This is a genomic window from Streptomyces sp. NBC_00620 (assembly GCF_026341825.1).
Taxonomy (GTDB): Bacteria; Actinomycetota; Actinomycetes; order Streptomycetales; family Streptomycetaceae; genus Streptomyces.
This window is the reverse complement of sequence record NZ_JAPENY010000001.1, coordinates 3291593-3306382: the sequence shown is the minus strand read 5'-3', so window position 1 is coordinate 3306382 and position 14790 is coordinate 3291593. Positions and strand designations below refer to the sequence as shown.

General features: G+C 69.2%; 15 protein-coding genes. All 15 read left to right on the top strand.

Features of this window, described 5'->3' with window-relative positions; all coding sequences use genetic code 11:
- Positions 1–132 precede the first annotated feature (132 nt).
- The 15 genes from OG246_RS15195 (at position 133) to OG246_RS15125 (ending at position 14786) form a co-directional block, all read left to right on the top strand.
- Complete coding sequence (locus OG246_RS15195; RefSeq protein WP_266461541.1) at positions 133–420, top strand: hypothetical protein; 288 nt, start codon at positions 133–135, stop codon at positions 418–420.
- Positions 380–1987, top strand: a complete 1608-nt coding sequence (locus OG246_RS15190; protein WP_266461538.1) for a terminase — start codon at positions 380–382, stop codon at positions 1985–1987. Before OG246_RS15195 ends, OG246_RS15190 begins: the two co-directional genes overlap by 41 nt.
- Positions 1984–2226 (top strand): hypothetical protein, encoded by a 243-nt coding sequence (locus OG246_RS15185; protein ID WP_266461535.1) that lies wholly within the window; start codon positions 1984–1986, stop codon positions 2224–2226. The genes OG246_RS15190 and OG246_RS15185 overlap by 4 nt, the downstream gene beginning before the upstream one ends.
- Positions 2223–3548: a phage portal protein gene (locus OG246_RS15180; RefSeq protein WP_266461532.1), complete on the top strand. Its 1326-nt coding sequence runs from the start codon at positions 2223–2225 to the stop codon at positions 3546–3548. The genes OG246_RS15185 and OG246_RS15180 overlap by 4 nt, the downstream gene beginning before the upstream one ends.
- Positions 3545–4792 carry an HK97 family phage prohead protease gene (locus OG246_RS15175; RefSeq protein ID WP_266461528.1) on the top strand — a complete coding sequence of 416 codons (1248 nt, stop codon included), beginning with the start codon at positions 3545–3547 and terminating at the stop codon, positions 4790–4792. The genes OG246_RS15180 and OG246_RS15175 overlap by 4 nt, the downstream gene beginning before the upstream one ends.
- 66 nt (positions 4793–4858) lie before the next feature.
- A complete protein-coding gene (locus OG246_RS15170) occupies positions 4859–6103 on the top strand; it encodes a phage major capsid protein (RefSeq protein ID WP_266461525.1) in 1245 nt (414 codons plus the stop codon).
- 67 nt (positions 6104–6170) lie between these two features.
- The gene (locus OG246_RS15165; RefSeq protein ID WP_266461520.1) at positions 6171–6575 is read left to right on the top strand and encodes a hypothetical protein; all 405 of its coding nucleotides are present in this window, start codon (positions 6171–6173) and stop codon (positions 6573–6575) included.
- The gene (locus OG246_RS15160) at positions 6575–7249 is read left to right on the top strand and encodes a hypothetical protein (protein ID WP_266461518.1); all 675 of its coding nucleotides are present in this window, start codon (positions 6575–6577) and stop codon (positions 7247–7249) included. Before OG246_RS15165 ends, OG246_RS15160 begins: the two co-directional genes overlap by 1 nt.
- A gap of 10 nt (positions 7250–7259) precedes the next feature.
- Positions 7260–8075 (top strand): hypothetical protein, encoded by an 816-nt coding sequence (locus OG246_RS15155; protein WP_266461515.1) that lies wholly within the window; start codon positions 7260–7262, stop codon positions 8073–8075.
- Entirely contained in the window at positions 8075–8539 is a 465-nt protein-coding gene (locus OG246_RS15150) for a hypothetical protein (RefSeq protein WP_266461512.1), read from the top strand. Before OG246_RS15155 ends, OG246_RS15150 begins: the two co-directional genes overlap by 1 nt.
- 14 nt (positions 8540–8553) lie before the next feature.
- On the top strand, positions 8554–8772 hold the full coding sequence (locus OG246_RS15145; RefSeq protein WP_266461509.1) for a hypothetical protein: 219 nt from the start codon (positions 8554–8556) through the stop codon (positions 8770–8772).
- Positions 8773–8775: 3 nt separating this feature from the next.
- Positions 8776–9762 carry a phage tail tube protein gene (locus OG246_RS15140; protein ID WP_266461507.1) on the top strand — a complete coding sequence of 329 codons (987 nt, stop codon included), beginning with the start codon at positions 8776–8778 and terminating at the stop codon, positions 9760–9762.
- A 7-nt stretch (positions 9763–9769) separates the two neighbouring features.
- Positions 9770–10282, top strand: coding sequence for a hypothetical protein (locus tag OG246_RS15135; RefSeq protein WP_266461504.1), 513 nt, complete (start codon positions 9770–9772; stop codon positions 10280–10282).
- Between the two features lie 9 nt (positions 10283–10291).
- Positions 10292–10885 (top strand): hypothetical protein, encoded by a 594-nt coding sequence (locus OG246_RS15130; protein WP_266461501.1) that lies wholly within the window; start codon positions 10292–10294, stop codon positions 10883–10885.
- A gap of 67 nt (positions 10886–10952) precedes the next feature.
- Entirely contained in the window at positions 10953–14786 is a 3834-nt protein-coding gene (locus OG246_RS15125) for a hypothetical protein (RefSeq protein WP_266464216.1), read from the top strand.
- Positions 14787–14790: the final 4 nt, after the last annotated feature.

The window sequence follows — 14790 nt, the reverse complement described above, 5'->3', positions numbered from 1 at the left end:
CTCTCCCCGCGCCGATCGCTAATCCGCCAGAGCGGGCTTCAGCCGATTAGCGGACCATGATCACCCCGCCCCTCACACTCCGTGACAGCCGCTCCCGTCACGCACCGTGACGCCCTTCGGCCGGAGGTGATCATGGACGACGGGCCGAAGCGGCGCTCCCTCCGAGCGGGCGCAGTCACCAAAGCCACCCGCGCGGAACTCACTGACCTGGACGTATCCCCCGACTCGAACGCCTCGGCCGCGGCCGCCATGCGGCTGGCCAAGGTGATGGATTCGGCGCAGGACCCCAAGGAGATCGCCGCAGCGGCGCGCGAGCTCCGCCAGGCCATGCACACAGTGCGAGGCCTGGCCGCACCGAAGGAGCGGGGGGACAAGATCGATGAGCTCGCTGCTCGCCGCCCCCGCCGTCCGACGGGATGACGACTCCCCGATCGGCTGCCAGACACCGCGGATCATCTCGACACCGCACTACCGGCGGATCGAGAAGGGCCGGTGGAGCGGCGTCGAGGACCAGGAGGCCCTCAGGTTCCGCTCCCCGGCGGGCCAGGAGGCCGTGGAGCTGGCCGAGGACTCGGGCCTGAAGCTCGACCGGTGGCAGCAACTGGGCCTGCACCACAGCCTCGCCGAGGACCGCGAGGGCCTGTGGACGTCGTTCGAGGTCGTCCAGAACGTGACGCGGCAGAACGGCAAGGGCGGCTTCCTCGAGGCCAGGCAGGTCGCCGGCGTGATGCTGTTCGGCGACAAGCTGGTCATCCACACGGCGCACGAGTTCAAGACCGCGCGGGAGTCCTTCCGCCGGCTGGACCAGATGATCGCGGGCTCGTACGCGCTGAGTCGCCGCGTGAAGCGCGTCCTGCGGTCCCACGGTGAAGAGGGCTTCGAGTTCCACAACGGCGCCCGCATCCTGTTTCTCGCGCGCACGGGCGGCTCCGGGCGCGGCTTCTCCAGTGACCTGCTGGTCATGGACGAGGCGATGAGCCTGAGGGCGGCACCCATCGGTGCGCTGCTGCCGGTCATGTCGGCGCGGCGCAACCCGCAGATCGTGTACACGTGCTCCGCCGGTATCGGCGAGGAGAGCGAGCAGCTGGGGACGCTGCGGGCCCGGGCGCTGGCGGAGACGCCGGAGCCGGATGAGTCGCTGACGTATCTGGAGTGGTCGATCGTGCCGCACGTGCGGGAGTGCCCTCGGGATGACAGCGGACGGATTGTGTGTGACGAGCACGATCACCGTGATGACGTGAGGGCGTGGCTGCGTTCGAATCCGGCGCTGGGAATCCGGATCCGCGTGCAGGCCGTACAGCGCGAGATAGCCACGATGCGCGCCGATCTGTTCGACCGTGAGCGGCTGGGTGTGGGTGAGTACCCGGCGGTGGCGGAGGACAGCTGGCAGGTCATTGACGAGGCGACGTGGAGGGGCTTGGCCGCTCCGCGTTCGGAGCTCGAGGACCCGGTGGCGTTCTCCATCGACACGAACCCTGAGCGGACGTGGACGGCCATCAGCGTGGCCGGCGCGGCTGGCGAGGGGCGGCACGTCGAGGTGGTCGCGCACCGGCCCGGTACGGACTGGGTGATCGAGTGGGCTGCCGAGCGGGACGTGAAGTGGAAGCCGTGCGTGTGGGTGGTCGACGAGGGCGGGCCGGCCGGATCTCTGGCGAGCGAGCTGCGGAAGAGGCTCGCCGGTGAGCATCCGGTGGGCAGCGGCGAGGGGCGTGACCACCTGGTCGTAGCGCCGAAGGTGCGGGAACTGGCCCAGGCCTGCGGTCAGTTCTACGACCGCACGCAGGACGGCAGCCTGCGTCACCTGAACAACGCGCCTCTGACCAGCGCTGTAGCGGGCGCGAAGAAGCGGGACCTGGGCGATGCCTGGGCGTGGACCCGGCGTAGTGAGGGGACCGATGTGAGCCCGCTGGTGTCAGCGACGTACGCGCTGTGGGGCTGGGAGCAGTACCACGACGTGGAGCCGGAAGGGGCGCCGAACCTGTGGTGAACAAGGACGAGACGGAAGAGGAGACCAGCGACCAGGGCGGCGTCCAAGTGCCGTGGCTGGTGGTCCTCGAGACGGTGTTCGTCCTGGTCATCGTCGCAGGGCTGGGGCTCTGGAGTGTGCCCGTGGCGCTGGTGGTGGGCGGGCTGCTGGGTGTGCTGGCGTGCGAGCGCGCGCTGGCTGACTGGCGTGCCGCTGGGGTGCGGCGCGGTGGGGAAGCGGCGGGAGGTGAGCGGCAGTGACGGGACTGTTCGGCCTGTTCGACGGACGGACCAGGCGGGGGCTGGAGAGCCCGGCACAGCCGCTCACCTCCTCGTCGCTGCTGGACTACCTCGGCGGGGCGCAGTCGGACGCCGGGGTGTCGGTATCCGAGACCACGGCGTTGCGTGCGTCGCCGGTGTGGCGGGCGGTCTCGCTGATCGCGGGGGTGTCGTCGGCGCTGCCGCTGCCGACGTACAAGGAGGGGACCCGGGAGAGGGCGCCGTTCGAGCTGCTGAGGAATCCGCACCCGGACTTGACGCCCGTGGAGTTGTGGCGCTTCGCGTACCTGTACCGGGTGTTGTGGGGCGATGCCTATATCCAGAAGGTGCGCGATGGGGCGAAGCAGATCCGGGAGCTGTGGCCGATCTCCTCGGAGCGCGTGCAGGTGGTGCGGGAGAAGCCGGACGAGGCGAACCCGACGGGCAAGATCTTCTGGGCCACGGACGACTGGGGTGTGACGCACCGCAAGACGCCGTACGACATCATGCACATCCCGGGCCTGGGGTACGACGGCTTGAACGGCTGCTCGCCAGTACGGCTTGCGGCTCAGGGCATCGGCCTGGCGCAGGCCGCGGAGCTGAGTGCGGCCCGGCTGTTCGGGTCGGGCAACATGATCGGCGGCATCCTGCAGACCGAGCAGAAGCTCGACCAGGACCAGGCCGCCCGGCTGAAGGCTCGCTGGAACGCCAAGATGTCCGGGGTCCGCAACTCGCATGAGGTGGCGGTGCTGGACTCCGGCGCGTCGTTCCAGCCGGTGGCGATGCCGAACGTCGACGCCCAGTTCCTCGAGTCCCGGCAGTTCCAAGTCACCGAGCTCGCCAGGATGTTCGGTGTCCCGCCCTTCCTCCTGATGAGCACAGAGAAGAGCACTTCGTGGGGCACGGGCCTGGAGCAGCAGGCGCAGGGCTGGGTCACTTTCGATCTCAACCCCACGTGGCTGACGCCGACGGAACAGCGGATCACCAAGGAGCTGCTGCCGCCAGAGCTGTACGCGAACTATCAGATGGCCGGCCTGCTGCGCGGTGACAGCGCGGCGAGGGCCACGTTCTACCGGGCGATGCGGGACGTCGGTGCGTACAGCGCGGACGACGTGCGTGCGCTCGAGGAGATGCCGCCGCTGCCTGAGGGCAAGGGCGGGGACGTCTACCTGCAGCCCATGTACATGGCGCCGCTCGGCTCCAACCCGCTCGCGCCAGACGGCGAGCAGCCGGCCGCGGGCTCGAATCGTGCCCGGGCGGCTGCGCTGATCGCTGAGGCGAAGCGCCTGATGGACACCCCCGACGATGCCGAGGAGGGCACATGAGGACTCTGACGAGGACAACGGCGGAGGAACGCCGTCACCTGCCGCTGTCCACGGCAGACGTCGCGATCCGGGCAGCCGAGGGCGACGACAGCGGGGAGCGGTTCGCCGGGTACGCCGCGGTGTTCAACTCCCGCACGGCGATCGGCAATCCGCTGCGCTGGGGCTTCTACGAGGAGATCGCACCGGGCGCGTTCACGAAGACCCTGAGCGAGGGCGATGCGCGGATGCTCGTCGACCACGACAGCTACTACGTGGTGTCGCGGGTGTCCGCCGGCAGCCTGGCCCTGGCCGAGGATGCGCGGGGCCTGGCGGTCGACTCGGCGCTGGACACCGGCCTGTCGTACGTGTCGGACCTGAAGGCGAACATTCGGAACAAGAACGTCACTGGTATGAGCTTCGGTTTCTACGTGGTCAAGGACGACTGGCAGCTCGAGCAGGTCGAGACGTCCGACGGGCAGACCGTTGACGTCGAGGTCCGGCGGATCCTCGAGGCCCGCCTGGTCGAGGTGTCCGCGGTGACGTTCCCTGCGTACGAGGACACGGAGGCGGAGCTCGCGTCGGTGGCGAGCGCGCTCGTCAGCCGCGGCGACCAGGCGGCGATCGAGCAGCGCGCCAAGTTCCGCCCCGAGTTGCGGGACCTCCTGCAGCTGGTCGGCAGCGCCTCGAGCGACCAAGCCGCCGAGGATGTGGTGCCGGTGAGCCGGGCGACTGCGGTCGTCGAGGAGCGGGGCGGCCTGGCCGTCCACTCCACCGACACCTCGGATGCGGCGTGGGACGGGCCAGCGAACGCGGGTGACCTCCCGGCCGAGGAGTCGGCGCTGCGGCAGGCGCACGCCTGGGTGGACCCCGACGGCGACGCGAACACCAGGACGGCATACCGGTTCATCCACCACTTCGTGGGTGTGGACGGCGACGTGGGCGCGGCCTCAACGGTCGCGTGCACCACGGCGATCGGCGTCCTGAACGGGGCGCGCGGCGGCACCACCCTGGCGGAGGAAGACCGCCAGGCGGTCTACAAGCACCTGGCCCGGCATCTGAAGGACGCCGGCCAGAAAGCACCAGAGCTGAAGGCAGTTGGCAGCGAGCCGGGTGAGTCCACTCGCGAGACCAGCACCACGGAGACCGCATCCGCGGACGCGGACGGCACCGAGCCGGCAGAGACCACTCGGACCGACCAGGACGCGATCGCACTCCGCATGAGGGGACTGGCCGCACGCTACGGCCTGCAGCTCAGCTCCTCGTAACCCGTACTCACCCCGAAGCCCTGACCACCCTGGTCGGGGCTTCTCGCATGCCTGGGAAGGACAGACATGCCCGCACAGCTCGACAGGCTGATCGAAGAGCAGAACACCACCTGGCAGCGGATGCAGGACATCCAGGCCCTCGCCGAGCGCGAGGCGCGCGACTTCACGACTGAGGAGCGCACCAACTGGGACGTCGCTGAGAAGCGGCTGACCGAGGTGTCCGGAGACATCGAGCGCCTCAACAAGATGGCTGCGCTCGACAAGATCGACCGGAGCCAGATCGTCAGCACCACCGGCGAGCCTGCGGGCCGCCGCGGCGGTGACGCGGACGAGCAGGCCAAGCGGTACAGCGATGCGTTCGGCCGCTACCTGCGCGGCGGCATGGACCGGCTCACCCCGGACCAGCGGAACATGATGATGGACCACGAGGTCGACCTGCGCGCGATGGGCGCGGGCATCGACACCGCCGGCGGGTTCACCGTCCCGGACGAGTTCCGCAACATCATGACCGAGACGATGAAGGCCTTCGGCGGCCTGCTCGGTCTGGCCGACGTCATCACCACATCGACGGGCACGGACCTGAAGTGGCCGACGAACGACGACACCGGCAACGAGGGCGAGATCCTCGGCGAGAACCAGCCCGCCAGCGAGCAGGACCTGACGGTCGGCGGGAAGACGCTGAAGGCGCACATCTTCTCCTCCAAGCAGGTTCGGCTGTCGCTGTCCCTCCTGCAGGACTCCGCGTTCGGCCTGGAGACGTGGGTGCCGAAGAAGCTCGGCGAGCGCATCGGCAGGCGCTCGGCCCGCGCGTGGACCACGGGTACCGGCGTCGACCAGCCCGAGGGCCTGACGACCAGCGCGGTGGTCGGCAAGCAGGGGGCGGGCGGTCAGACCACGTCCGTCATCTACGACGACCTGATCGACCTTGAGCACTCCGTCGACAGTGCGTACCGGGCGGGCGCCCGGTACCTGATGCACGACTCGACGCTGAAGGTGATCCGGAAGCTGAAGGACAGCCAGAACCGTCCGCTGTGGGTGCCGATCCCCGCGCCCGGTTTCCCGTCCACGATCAACGGGTTCGAGTACACCCTCGACAACTCGATGCCCGTCCCGGCCGCCTCCGCGAAGACAATCGCGTTCGGCGACTTCAAGGCCGGCTACGTCATCCGCCAGGTCCAGGCCGTGCAGACGCTGCGCCTGGTCGAGCGGTACGCCGAGTACCTCCAGGTCGGCTTCCTCGGCTTCGCCCGCCTGGACGGCGGCATCCAGGACTCGTCCGCGATCCGCCTCTACCAGCACGCCGCCAGCTGACCGACCGCACGCACGGGCCCAGGACTTCGCGCCTGGGCCCGTCGGCATTCACAGAGAGGAGCGCGTCATGAGGGACGCGTACAGCAACGTCACCGTGCGGGAGACCCTGGCGATCGTCGCCCGCACCGCCTCGGCGAACGGGACCGGCGTCGACCGGTACCTCAGCGGGGCTGCATTCCAGGACGCCCTGGTCATCGTGCACACCGGCACGATCACCGACGGCACGCACGCCATCGACGTCCAGGAGTCCGACGACAACACGAACTTCACGTCGGTGGCAGCCGCCGAGCTGCAGGGCACCGAGCCGTCGATCGTGGCGGCCGACGACAACAAGATGTTCGTCGTCGGCTACAAGGGCACCAAGCGGTACCTGCGCGCGATCGTGACCGCGTCGGGTACCACGTCGGGCGGTATCTACGGGGCGTCGGTGCTGCTGGCGAACCCGCGCAACGCGCCGGTGGTGCACGTCTGATGACGCGGATCCGCGTCCTCGAGGCGATCGCCGGGTCCGACTTCTCGTGGGCGCCCGGCGACGTCGTCGAGGTCAGTGCGAAGGAGGCCGCGAGCTGGGCGGACGGCCACCGCGCGGTTCTCGCCGACGACGGCCAGGAGCCTGACGCCGGCAAGCCGGTCCGGGAGATGGCCATGCCCCGCGTCGTCACCGTCGACGGGCTTGAGCTGGAGGTCCTGGAAGCCGGGGTCGAGGAGATCGATCCTCCGCCCGGCAGAGAGGACGAGACGTGGGGCCAGTGGGTCGTCACCATCGCGCTGCCCGCGCCAGCAGACCCGGACAGCGATCTGACGGTCCCGGCCGTCACCGAGGAACCACCGGCCACGGACGGCGACGGCGTCCAGGACGCAGACAACCTCGTGCCGGTGCAGCTGCCGTTCGACCCGAGCGAGCACAGCAACCGCGAGGTCCTCGCCTACCTCGACACCGTCGGAGAAGAGGAGGCACTTCGGGTGCTGGACGAGGAGGCCGCCGGCGAGAACCGGGCCGGTATCCGCAAGAACCGCGATGCGGTGATTGAGGCCGCGCGCCTGCGTGACCCGGCGCCCCGCAGCCAGCCGGACGCCGCCGAGGTGGCGGCTGATGACTCTCGTGGCGGCGGCCGCGGCGAGCAGCCCGAGACGCGCGACTGGTAGGGGGTGAGCGGTGCCGTACGACCTCGGCGCGACCGCGCGCCTGACCGCAGACTGCCGGGACCCCGGCGGCACCCTCACCACCGCGGCGACCGCGACCGTCACAGTCACGCTGCCCGACGGGACCACCGCCAGCCCGGCGGCGGCGGAGACGGCCACGGACGGCGTCTATCAGGCCGACTACGTCACCGAGCAGCCCGGCAGGCACACCGTGCGCTGGGTGTTCACCGGTCCGGCGCACGCCTACACGGATGCGCTCGATGTCCGTGAGGAGGCGCCTCCGACGGTGCTGCCCCTGGCCGACGCGAAGGGCCTGCTGAAGAAGCGGGACGGTGATGACGACGCGCTGGTCCGCTTCTGGAACGAGTCGACCACCAGAGCGGTGGAGTACTTCGTCGGACCGGTCGTCGTGCGGACCGTCAGCGAGGGCCACTACGTAGGCCTGGCCAACGCGATCGCCCTGCGCAAGACCCCCGCGCTTGAGCTGGTCTCCATGACGTCACTGCTTGCAGGTGGCGTGACGTACGACGTCGCCGACCTCGTCCTGGACGGGGACCTGGGGATCGTCATCCGCCGTGACGGCGGGTGCATCAACGGCCCGGTGCGCATGGTCTACAGGGCCGGACGGATCGTGATCCCGGCGAACATCCTGGGTGCATCGCAGCTGATCCTTCAGCACCTATGGCGGACCCTCGCGGGCCCGGGCAGGCCACAGCGCGGAGTGGACGACTACGACGTCACCGAGCCCATCCCGGGCCTGGGCTACGCGATCCCCAACCGGGCCGTCCAGCTGATGAACCCCGACAACGATGGGCCAGGGATCGCGTAATGAAGACCTCAGCCGTACCCGCGGCGATCACCCAGCTCGTCGCCATTCTGCAGACTCCGAAGATCGACAACGTGGACGTCATCGACGGTCCGCCGACCGATGACGTGGCAATGCAGGACGTCATCGCGATCGGCTGGAATCCCGAGGCGGACCAGGCGGCCGAGCTCCAGCAGACGTTCAGCTCGGCCGGCGCCCGGGACCGCAACGAGGACTTCGTGATCACCGGCTGGATCGATGTCTGGTCCGGAGACACCGTCTTCGCCACCGCACGTGATCGCGTCTTCGAGCTGCTCGGTGTCATCGAGGAGCGGCTGCGGGCCACTGACCTCAACCGTGAGGCGCCCACCCTGAACGGGACCGTTCAGTGGGCGCACCTCACCGGCGGCGCACTGCGTCAGTCCCACACCAACCAGGGCGCACGGGTGGCTCTCGGTTTCACGGTGTCCTGCCACGCCCGGATCTGAAGGAGGAGGAAGAGATGGCGCGTGTGCGCTTTATCGGCCCGGAGCCGGTAACGGTGCCGGAGCTCGGCGGCCGGGAGGTTCAGCCCGACGAGGTGGTCGAGGTGCCCGACGCCCGGTTCGAGGGCTACGTGTGCCAGCCCGGCACGTGGGAGTCCGTCGAAGAGCCGAAGAGCGAGGTGCTCCCGGCGCCGAAGAAGACCGCGGCCAAGGCGCCGCAGAAGACGGAGGGCTGATCCATGGCGATCGGATCCGGGCTCGGCGCCCAGCTCGGCATCAGCGCCGAGTCCACCTACGGCACGTTCGTCGCACCCAGCAAATTCATCGAGTTCACCAAGGAGGGCTTGGTCCTCAAGAAGACGACCGCGCAGTCCGCAGGGATCGCGGCCGGCCGTCTGCTGCCGCTGTCGTCCCGGCGTGTGCTGACCCGCAAGGAGGCGGCCGGGTCCATCGACCTGGAGATCGCCAACAAGGGCATGGGTCTGCTGATCCAGGCCCTGATGGGTACGACCGTCACACCGGTGCAGCAGGGCGCGGGCCCGGCGTACCTGCAGACTCACACCCTGGCCACCGTGGCGGGCAAGAGCCTGACGATCCAGAAGGGCGTGCCGTTGACCAGCGGCACGGTGACGGACAAGACGTTCGTCGGCTGCAAGATCACGTCGGCTGAGTTCGCGTGCGGTGTGGGCGAGATGCTCACCGGCAGCTTCGAGATCGACGGCAAGGACTGCGACGAGACCCAGACGCTGGCGACGGCCTCGTACTCGAACATGGCGCCGTTCCACTTCATGCAGATGGCGCTGAAAACGGGCAGCTTCGGGACGGAGGCGGCACTCGACGGCATCCGCAAGGTGTCCTGCAAGATCGAGCGGCCGCAGGATGTCGAACGGTTCTACGCCGGGCAGGCCGGCCTGAAGAAAGAACCGATCGAGAACGATCAGGTCAAAATCTCGGGAAGCCTGGAGTCGGACTACGTCGCCACCACCCTCGATGACCTGCACACTTCGGACGGCGCAACGTCGATGGTGTGGGAGTTCGTGGGCCCGCTGATCGCTTCCACGTTCTTCGAAACATTCCGCATCACGCTCCCGGCGATCCGCCTCAACGAGGGACCTCCGGCCGTCGACGGCTTCGGCGTCGTGAAACCGACCTTCCAGTACGAGGGCCTCTTCGACGGCACCAACCAGCCGAAGATCGAGATCATCTCGACCGACATCACCCTGTGAGCCTGCCGTGCCGCAGAACATTCGCGTGATCGGCACCGGCCAGCTGCTCGAGCTGCAGGCCAAGCTGCGCCGGGCCGGTCACGAGAACCTCCGCGCCAGCATGCAGCGCCGTATCCGGCGGGCCGCCGAGCCGCTGAAGAGCGACCTGCAGACGTCCATCCGCACCCTCACCATCACATCCGCCGGACGCAAAGCGGGCAAGCGGGGCGGGCCGTCGCCGACGACCCGCCCACTGCGCGAGAACATCGCCCAGGCCATCCGCATCTCCGTGCGCACCACCGGCAACCCGGGCGCCCGCGTCTGGATCGACCGCAGCGCGCTGCCGTCCGGCATCACCAACGGTGTCCTTGCCCGCCTGGACGACGGCCGCCTGCGCCACCCGACGTTCGGCAACAGAAGGCGCTGGGGCCAGCAGAACGCCCCCGCCGGCTGGTGGACCAAGACCCTGCGCGCGCACCAGCCGCGCATCACCCGCGAAGTCGAGCGCGTCCTGGACGACGTGCGCCGCCACCTTGAGTAGGAGCACCACGTGATCGTTGTCTACACGCCCAAGGGCGGCGAGCCCCAGCACTACGACGCCAGCACCCTGAAGGTGTCGGAGGCGTCGATCGTGCAGCGCACTGTCGACATGAAGTGGCAGGCCATCCTCGCCGGGCTGGGCGAGGACGACCTCGACGCCATGCGGGGCATCATCTGGGTCATCAGGAAGCGCACCGAACCCAGCCTGAGGTGGGGGGACTTCGACCCCGGGGTGCTGGAGATGACCTCCCGCATGGACGACGGGGAGATGGAGCGGTGGATCACCGCCTTCGTCGCCGCGTCGGACTCCGATCTGGAGTGGGAAACGATCCACAAGATCATCGACAGTCGCATCGATGATGTCGCTGCCGATCCGGAGCACGCCCGTGTGCTGCTGGCAGCGCAGGCGCCGAGCCCAAAAGCGGAGGCCCCCGAACAGGGCAGCGAGCCGGAGACAGCGGCGGAGCCGGAGACGGGCGAGGACCCGAGCCCGAGCCCGACATCGTCCGAGCCCGAGACTCCTACCTCGGTCTCTTCGGGCACCTCCTCCACATCCCGCCGCAGGCGGTCGACGACCTCCGCGTCGGCGACTTCTACAACCTGACCGCCTGGATCGACCGGCATCAGGCCACGCAGCAAGCAGCACAGTCAGGGGGATAGCCGTGCCCTCGATGTCGTTCCTGCTGACCGGGCGTGACGCACTGTCCGACGTGTTCGACGACGTGGGGGATGCGGCCACCCGCATGGCCCGCCGCATGCACGCCGCGAGCATGGACGCGGACCGCAACGTCCGTACGTTCACCCGGAACACGCAGGACCGCATGGCCGGACTGCGCCGGGACACGAGCGCCGGCGGCAAAGCCCTCGAGGAACTCGGCAAAGTCACCAAGCTCCTTGCCCCGGCAGCGATCCCGGCGGCAGCCTCGCTGGCGCCGATCGCAGCCGGCGCAGGCACCGTCGCCGTGGCCACGCTGGCGATGACCGCGGCCCTCGTCCCACAGATCGGCGCACTCTCGGACGCGGCCGAGGCCGAGAAGGAGTGGGAGGACGCGGTCGCCAAGAGCGGCGCCCGGTCCCAGGAGGCGGTCGCCGCCCACACCGCCTATGTGGAGTCGGTGTCCAAGCTGCCGCCGGAGACCCGGGAAGCAGCCGCAGCGCTCGGCCTGCTGAAGGACTCCTACAAGCAGTGGTCCGACTCTCTGGCCGGCGACACGGTGCCCACCGTCACCAAGGGCATCGCCATCCTCAACGGGCTGCTGCCCAAGACAACGGGGCTGGTCCGGGCGACGGGTGCCGAGACCGATCGTTTCATGACGATCATCGGCGGGGAGATGGAGTCCCCCGGCCTGGAACGCCTGAACAGCCAGTTCACAACGTTCACGCAGAAGACGCTGCGAGGGGTGAACGACCAGCTCGTCCACCTGCTCCGCGTCAGCAACACGGGTCAAGTCGGGGGCAAGGCCTCCGAGTTCATGACGTGGGCGCGGGCGCAGGGGCCCACCGTGGCGAGCGTCCTCAACTCCGTGGCCACCGCTCTGATCCATGTCCTCGACGGGGCGAGCGGCGTCGGTGTCGGCCTGCTCCAGGTGGTCGAGGTCGCGGCCCGTCTGGTGTCGGCTGTACCGCCCGAGGCCATCGCGATGTTCCTGCAACTGGCCATCGCGATGAAGCTCACAAAGGCGGCCGCGCTCGGCATGGCAGCCGGCCGCACCGCGATCGCGATGTTCGGGGCGCAGCTGGTCGCGATGCGCACGGCGGCCGCGGCCACGCCCGGCACCCTGGCCGCGGTGCGCGCCAGCATCATGGCTCTGTCCCGCACTGCCAAAGTCGCGATCGCAGGCACGGGCATCGGGCTGCTGCTCATCGCCCTGTCGGAGCTGTCGCAGCGCGGGCGCCAGGCGCCGCCGGACGTCGACAAGTTGACGTCGTCGCTGCGCGAGCTCGGCACCACCGGCAAGGTCACCGGCGAGGCCTCGAAGCATTTCGGTACCGACCTCGACGGCCTGTACGGCAAGGTCCGTTCCCTGACCGACCCGACCACCACAGACAAGGTGCAGCAGTTCCTCGTCGGCTGGACGGGCTGGGACTCGACCCCGGTCAAGGAAGCGACGGAGAACATCGGCGCGGTCGACGACGCCCTCGCCGGGATGGTGAAGGGCGGGCAGTCGGACCTGGCCGCCGCCGCACTGAAGCGGCTGACGGCCGAGTACGGCAAGGGCGGCCGCGACACCAAGGAGTTCACGAACAAACTCGGCGACTACAAGGCGGCGATCGCCGACGCCAAGTTCGAGCAGCAGCTCTCCGCCGACAGCATGGGCCTGTTCGGCGCACAGTCGCAGGCCGTCGCAGCCAAGCTGGCCGCGCAGACGAAGAGCGCGGACGGGCTGAGGCAGAGCCTCCAGAAGCTCAACGACGTACAGCGCCAGGGCCTCGGCGGGATGATCGGTTTCGAGGCGAGCATCGACTCCGCGGCGAAGGCTGCGAAGGAGAACGCCGGCGCGCTCGACATGTCCGGCGGCAAGCTCAACCTCAACTCGGAGAAGGCACGCACCGCGGCGACTGCGCTGAGCGACCTGGCCGGGAAGACGGACGAAGCGAGCGCGAGTGCTCGCGAGTCGGGGGCGAGCTGGGAGACCGTCAACGGGATCTACAAGCGGGGCCGGACGGCGTTCATCGAGTCCGCCCGCGCGATGGGGCTCAGCCGTACCGAGGCGTCCAGCCTCGCCGACCAGCTGCTGAAGATCCCGGACGCGAAGGTCCGGGTCGATATGTCGGCCGAGGACGCGACCGCAGACCTGGAAGCCTTCAACGCGAAGGTGAAGGGGGCGCCGGGCGCGAAGTCGGTGACGCTGTCGACGCTGTCGAAGGGCGCCGAGCAGATCCTCGAAGGCTTCGGCCTCAAGGTGAAGCGGCTGCCGGATGGCAGCGTGACGGTGTCGGCCAAGACCGGCGCGGCGCTGTCCGGGGTGAAGAACGTGGGCGCCGCGGTCGCGGCCCTGCACGACAAGAGCATCACCATCTTCACCAAGAAGACCACGCGGATCATCACCGAGTACCAGACGAACTACCTGTCCGGTCGCTCGCAGCACGACATCACCGGTGCGACCGGCGGGCTGTTCACGGGGAGCGGGTTCGCTCACCGGGGCAAGGGCTACTCCGTCGGCGGTCTGGTCGAAGGACCAGGCACCGGCACGTCCGACTCCGTGTTCGCACCTTGGCTGAGCGCCAAGGAGTTCGTGGTCAACGCGAAGCAGACGGCGCGGAATCTGCCGCTGCTGCGCGCGATCAACGACGGCAAGGCCGGCGTCGGCTCCCTGCTCGGCGGCCGCGGTGGTGGCAGCGCAATGTCCGGGGCCGGCGCGGATGCTGCTCGCGGGCTGGCCGACGGCATGACGGGCAGCACCGGCCTGGTGGTGGCGGCCGCCCGGAAGATGGCCTCGGGTGTCGAGGCCGGGATCCGGGAAGAGCTGGAGATCGCGAGCCCGTCCAAGAAGACGAAGGCCTTGGCGGCGGACACAGGCAAGGGCCTGGTCGTCGGCCTGACCGGATCCCGCGACAAGATCAAATCGGTGGCGGCCGACCTCGCGAAGGACATCAAAACCGCGTTCAGCGGGCGCAAGGAATCCAGCCTCCTCGCCTACGTCAACGCGCAGACCAACAAGCTCCTTGCGGCCGCGACGAAGCGCGACGCCGTCGCCGCGAAAATCGCCGAAGCGAAGGGATACAAGCGGGAGCTCAGCACCAACGCCCGCCAGGGCGCGGGCCTGTCCAACCTGGGCATGGAGCCCGAGCAGGTGACCGCGGGCGGCATCAAGGCGGGGCTCGCGGCGAAGCTGGCGCAGATCAAAACGTTCACGAGCTACATCGGCATCCTCGCGAAGAAGGGCCTCAACAAGTCCTTGCTGCGGCAGATCCTCAACATGGGCCCCGAGGCCGGGTACGCCTACGCCTCGGCGCTGGTCGGTGCGGACAAGATGACGTTCAACTCGATCAACGTCATTCAGTCGACGCTGGACAAGTCGACGACCAAGTTGGGCGAGGCCGGCGCCGACGCGTTGTACGACTCGGGGAAGAACGCCTCGAAGGGCTTCCTGAAGGGGCTGGAGTCCCAGCAGGACGCCATCGAGGACCTCATGGTGAAGATCGCCAAGGGGATGCAGAAGGCCCTGCGCAAAGCCCTCGGCATCAACTCACCCGCCAGGAAGCTGATCCCCGACGGGATCAACACCGCACGCGGTATCGGGGTCGGCGTCCTCCAGGGACTGCCCTACATCGACAGCGCCATGAACATCGTCGCCGGCCGGATGACGGGTGTGGCCGGCGTCGGCGCTGTCGCGGGCCGGGCGGCAGTGGGAGGTACGGGCGGCGGCGGCGTGGTCTACCACGTCAGCGTCGTCGTGGAGCAGGCGATGGATCCCGTCGCGGTCGGCCGCGAGCTCCAGCGGGTCCTGGTCCAGCTCGGCCGCGCGCAGGGCGCGACGGTGGTCTTGCAGCCGGGGAGGTGACGGG

Bases quoted from the DNA above. Each gene is read 5' to 3' on its own strand.
- OG246_RS15195 (WP_266461541.1), top strand. From the start codon at position 133: ATGGACGACGGGCCGAAGCGGCGCTCCCTCCGAGCGGGCGCAGTCACC.
- OG246_RS15190 (WP_266461538.1), top strand. From the start codon at position 380: ATGAGCTCGCTGCTCGCCGCCCCCGCCGTCCGACGGGATGACGACTCC.
- OG246_RS15175 (WP_266461528.1), top strand. From the start codon at position 3,545: ATGAGGACTCTGACGAGGACAACGGCGGAGGAACGCCGTCACCTGCCG.
- OG246_RS15170 (WP_266461525.1), top strand. From the start codon at position 4,859: ATGCCCGCACAGCTCGACAGGCTGATCGAAGAGCAGAACACCACCTGG.
- OG246_RS15165 (WP_266461520.1), top strand. From the start codon at position 6,171: ATGAGGGACGCGTACAGCAACGTCACCGTGCGGGAGACCCTGGCGATC.
- OG246_RS15160 (WP_266461518.1), top strand. From the start codon at position 6,575: ATGACGCGGATCCGCGTCCTCGAGGCGATCGCCGGGTCCGACTTCTCG.
- OG246_RS15150 (WP_266461512.1), top strand. From the start codon at position 8,075: ATGAAGACCTCAGCCGTACCCGCGGCGATCACCCAGCTCGTCGCCATT.
- OG246_RS15145 (WP_266461509.1), top strand. From the start codon at position 8,554: ATGGCGCGTGTGCGCTTTATCGGCCCGGAGCCGGTAACGGTGCCGGAG.
- OG246_RS15140 (WP_266461507.1), top strand. From the start codon at position 8,776: ATGGCGATCGGATCCGGGCTCGGCGCCCAGCTCGGCATCAGCGCCGAG.
- OG246_RS15125 (WP_266464216.1), top strand. From the start codon at position 10,953: ATGTCGTTCCTGCTGACCGGGCGTGACGCACTGTCCGACGTGTTCGAC.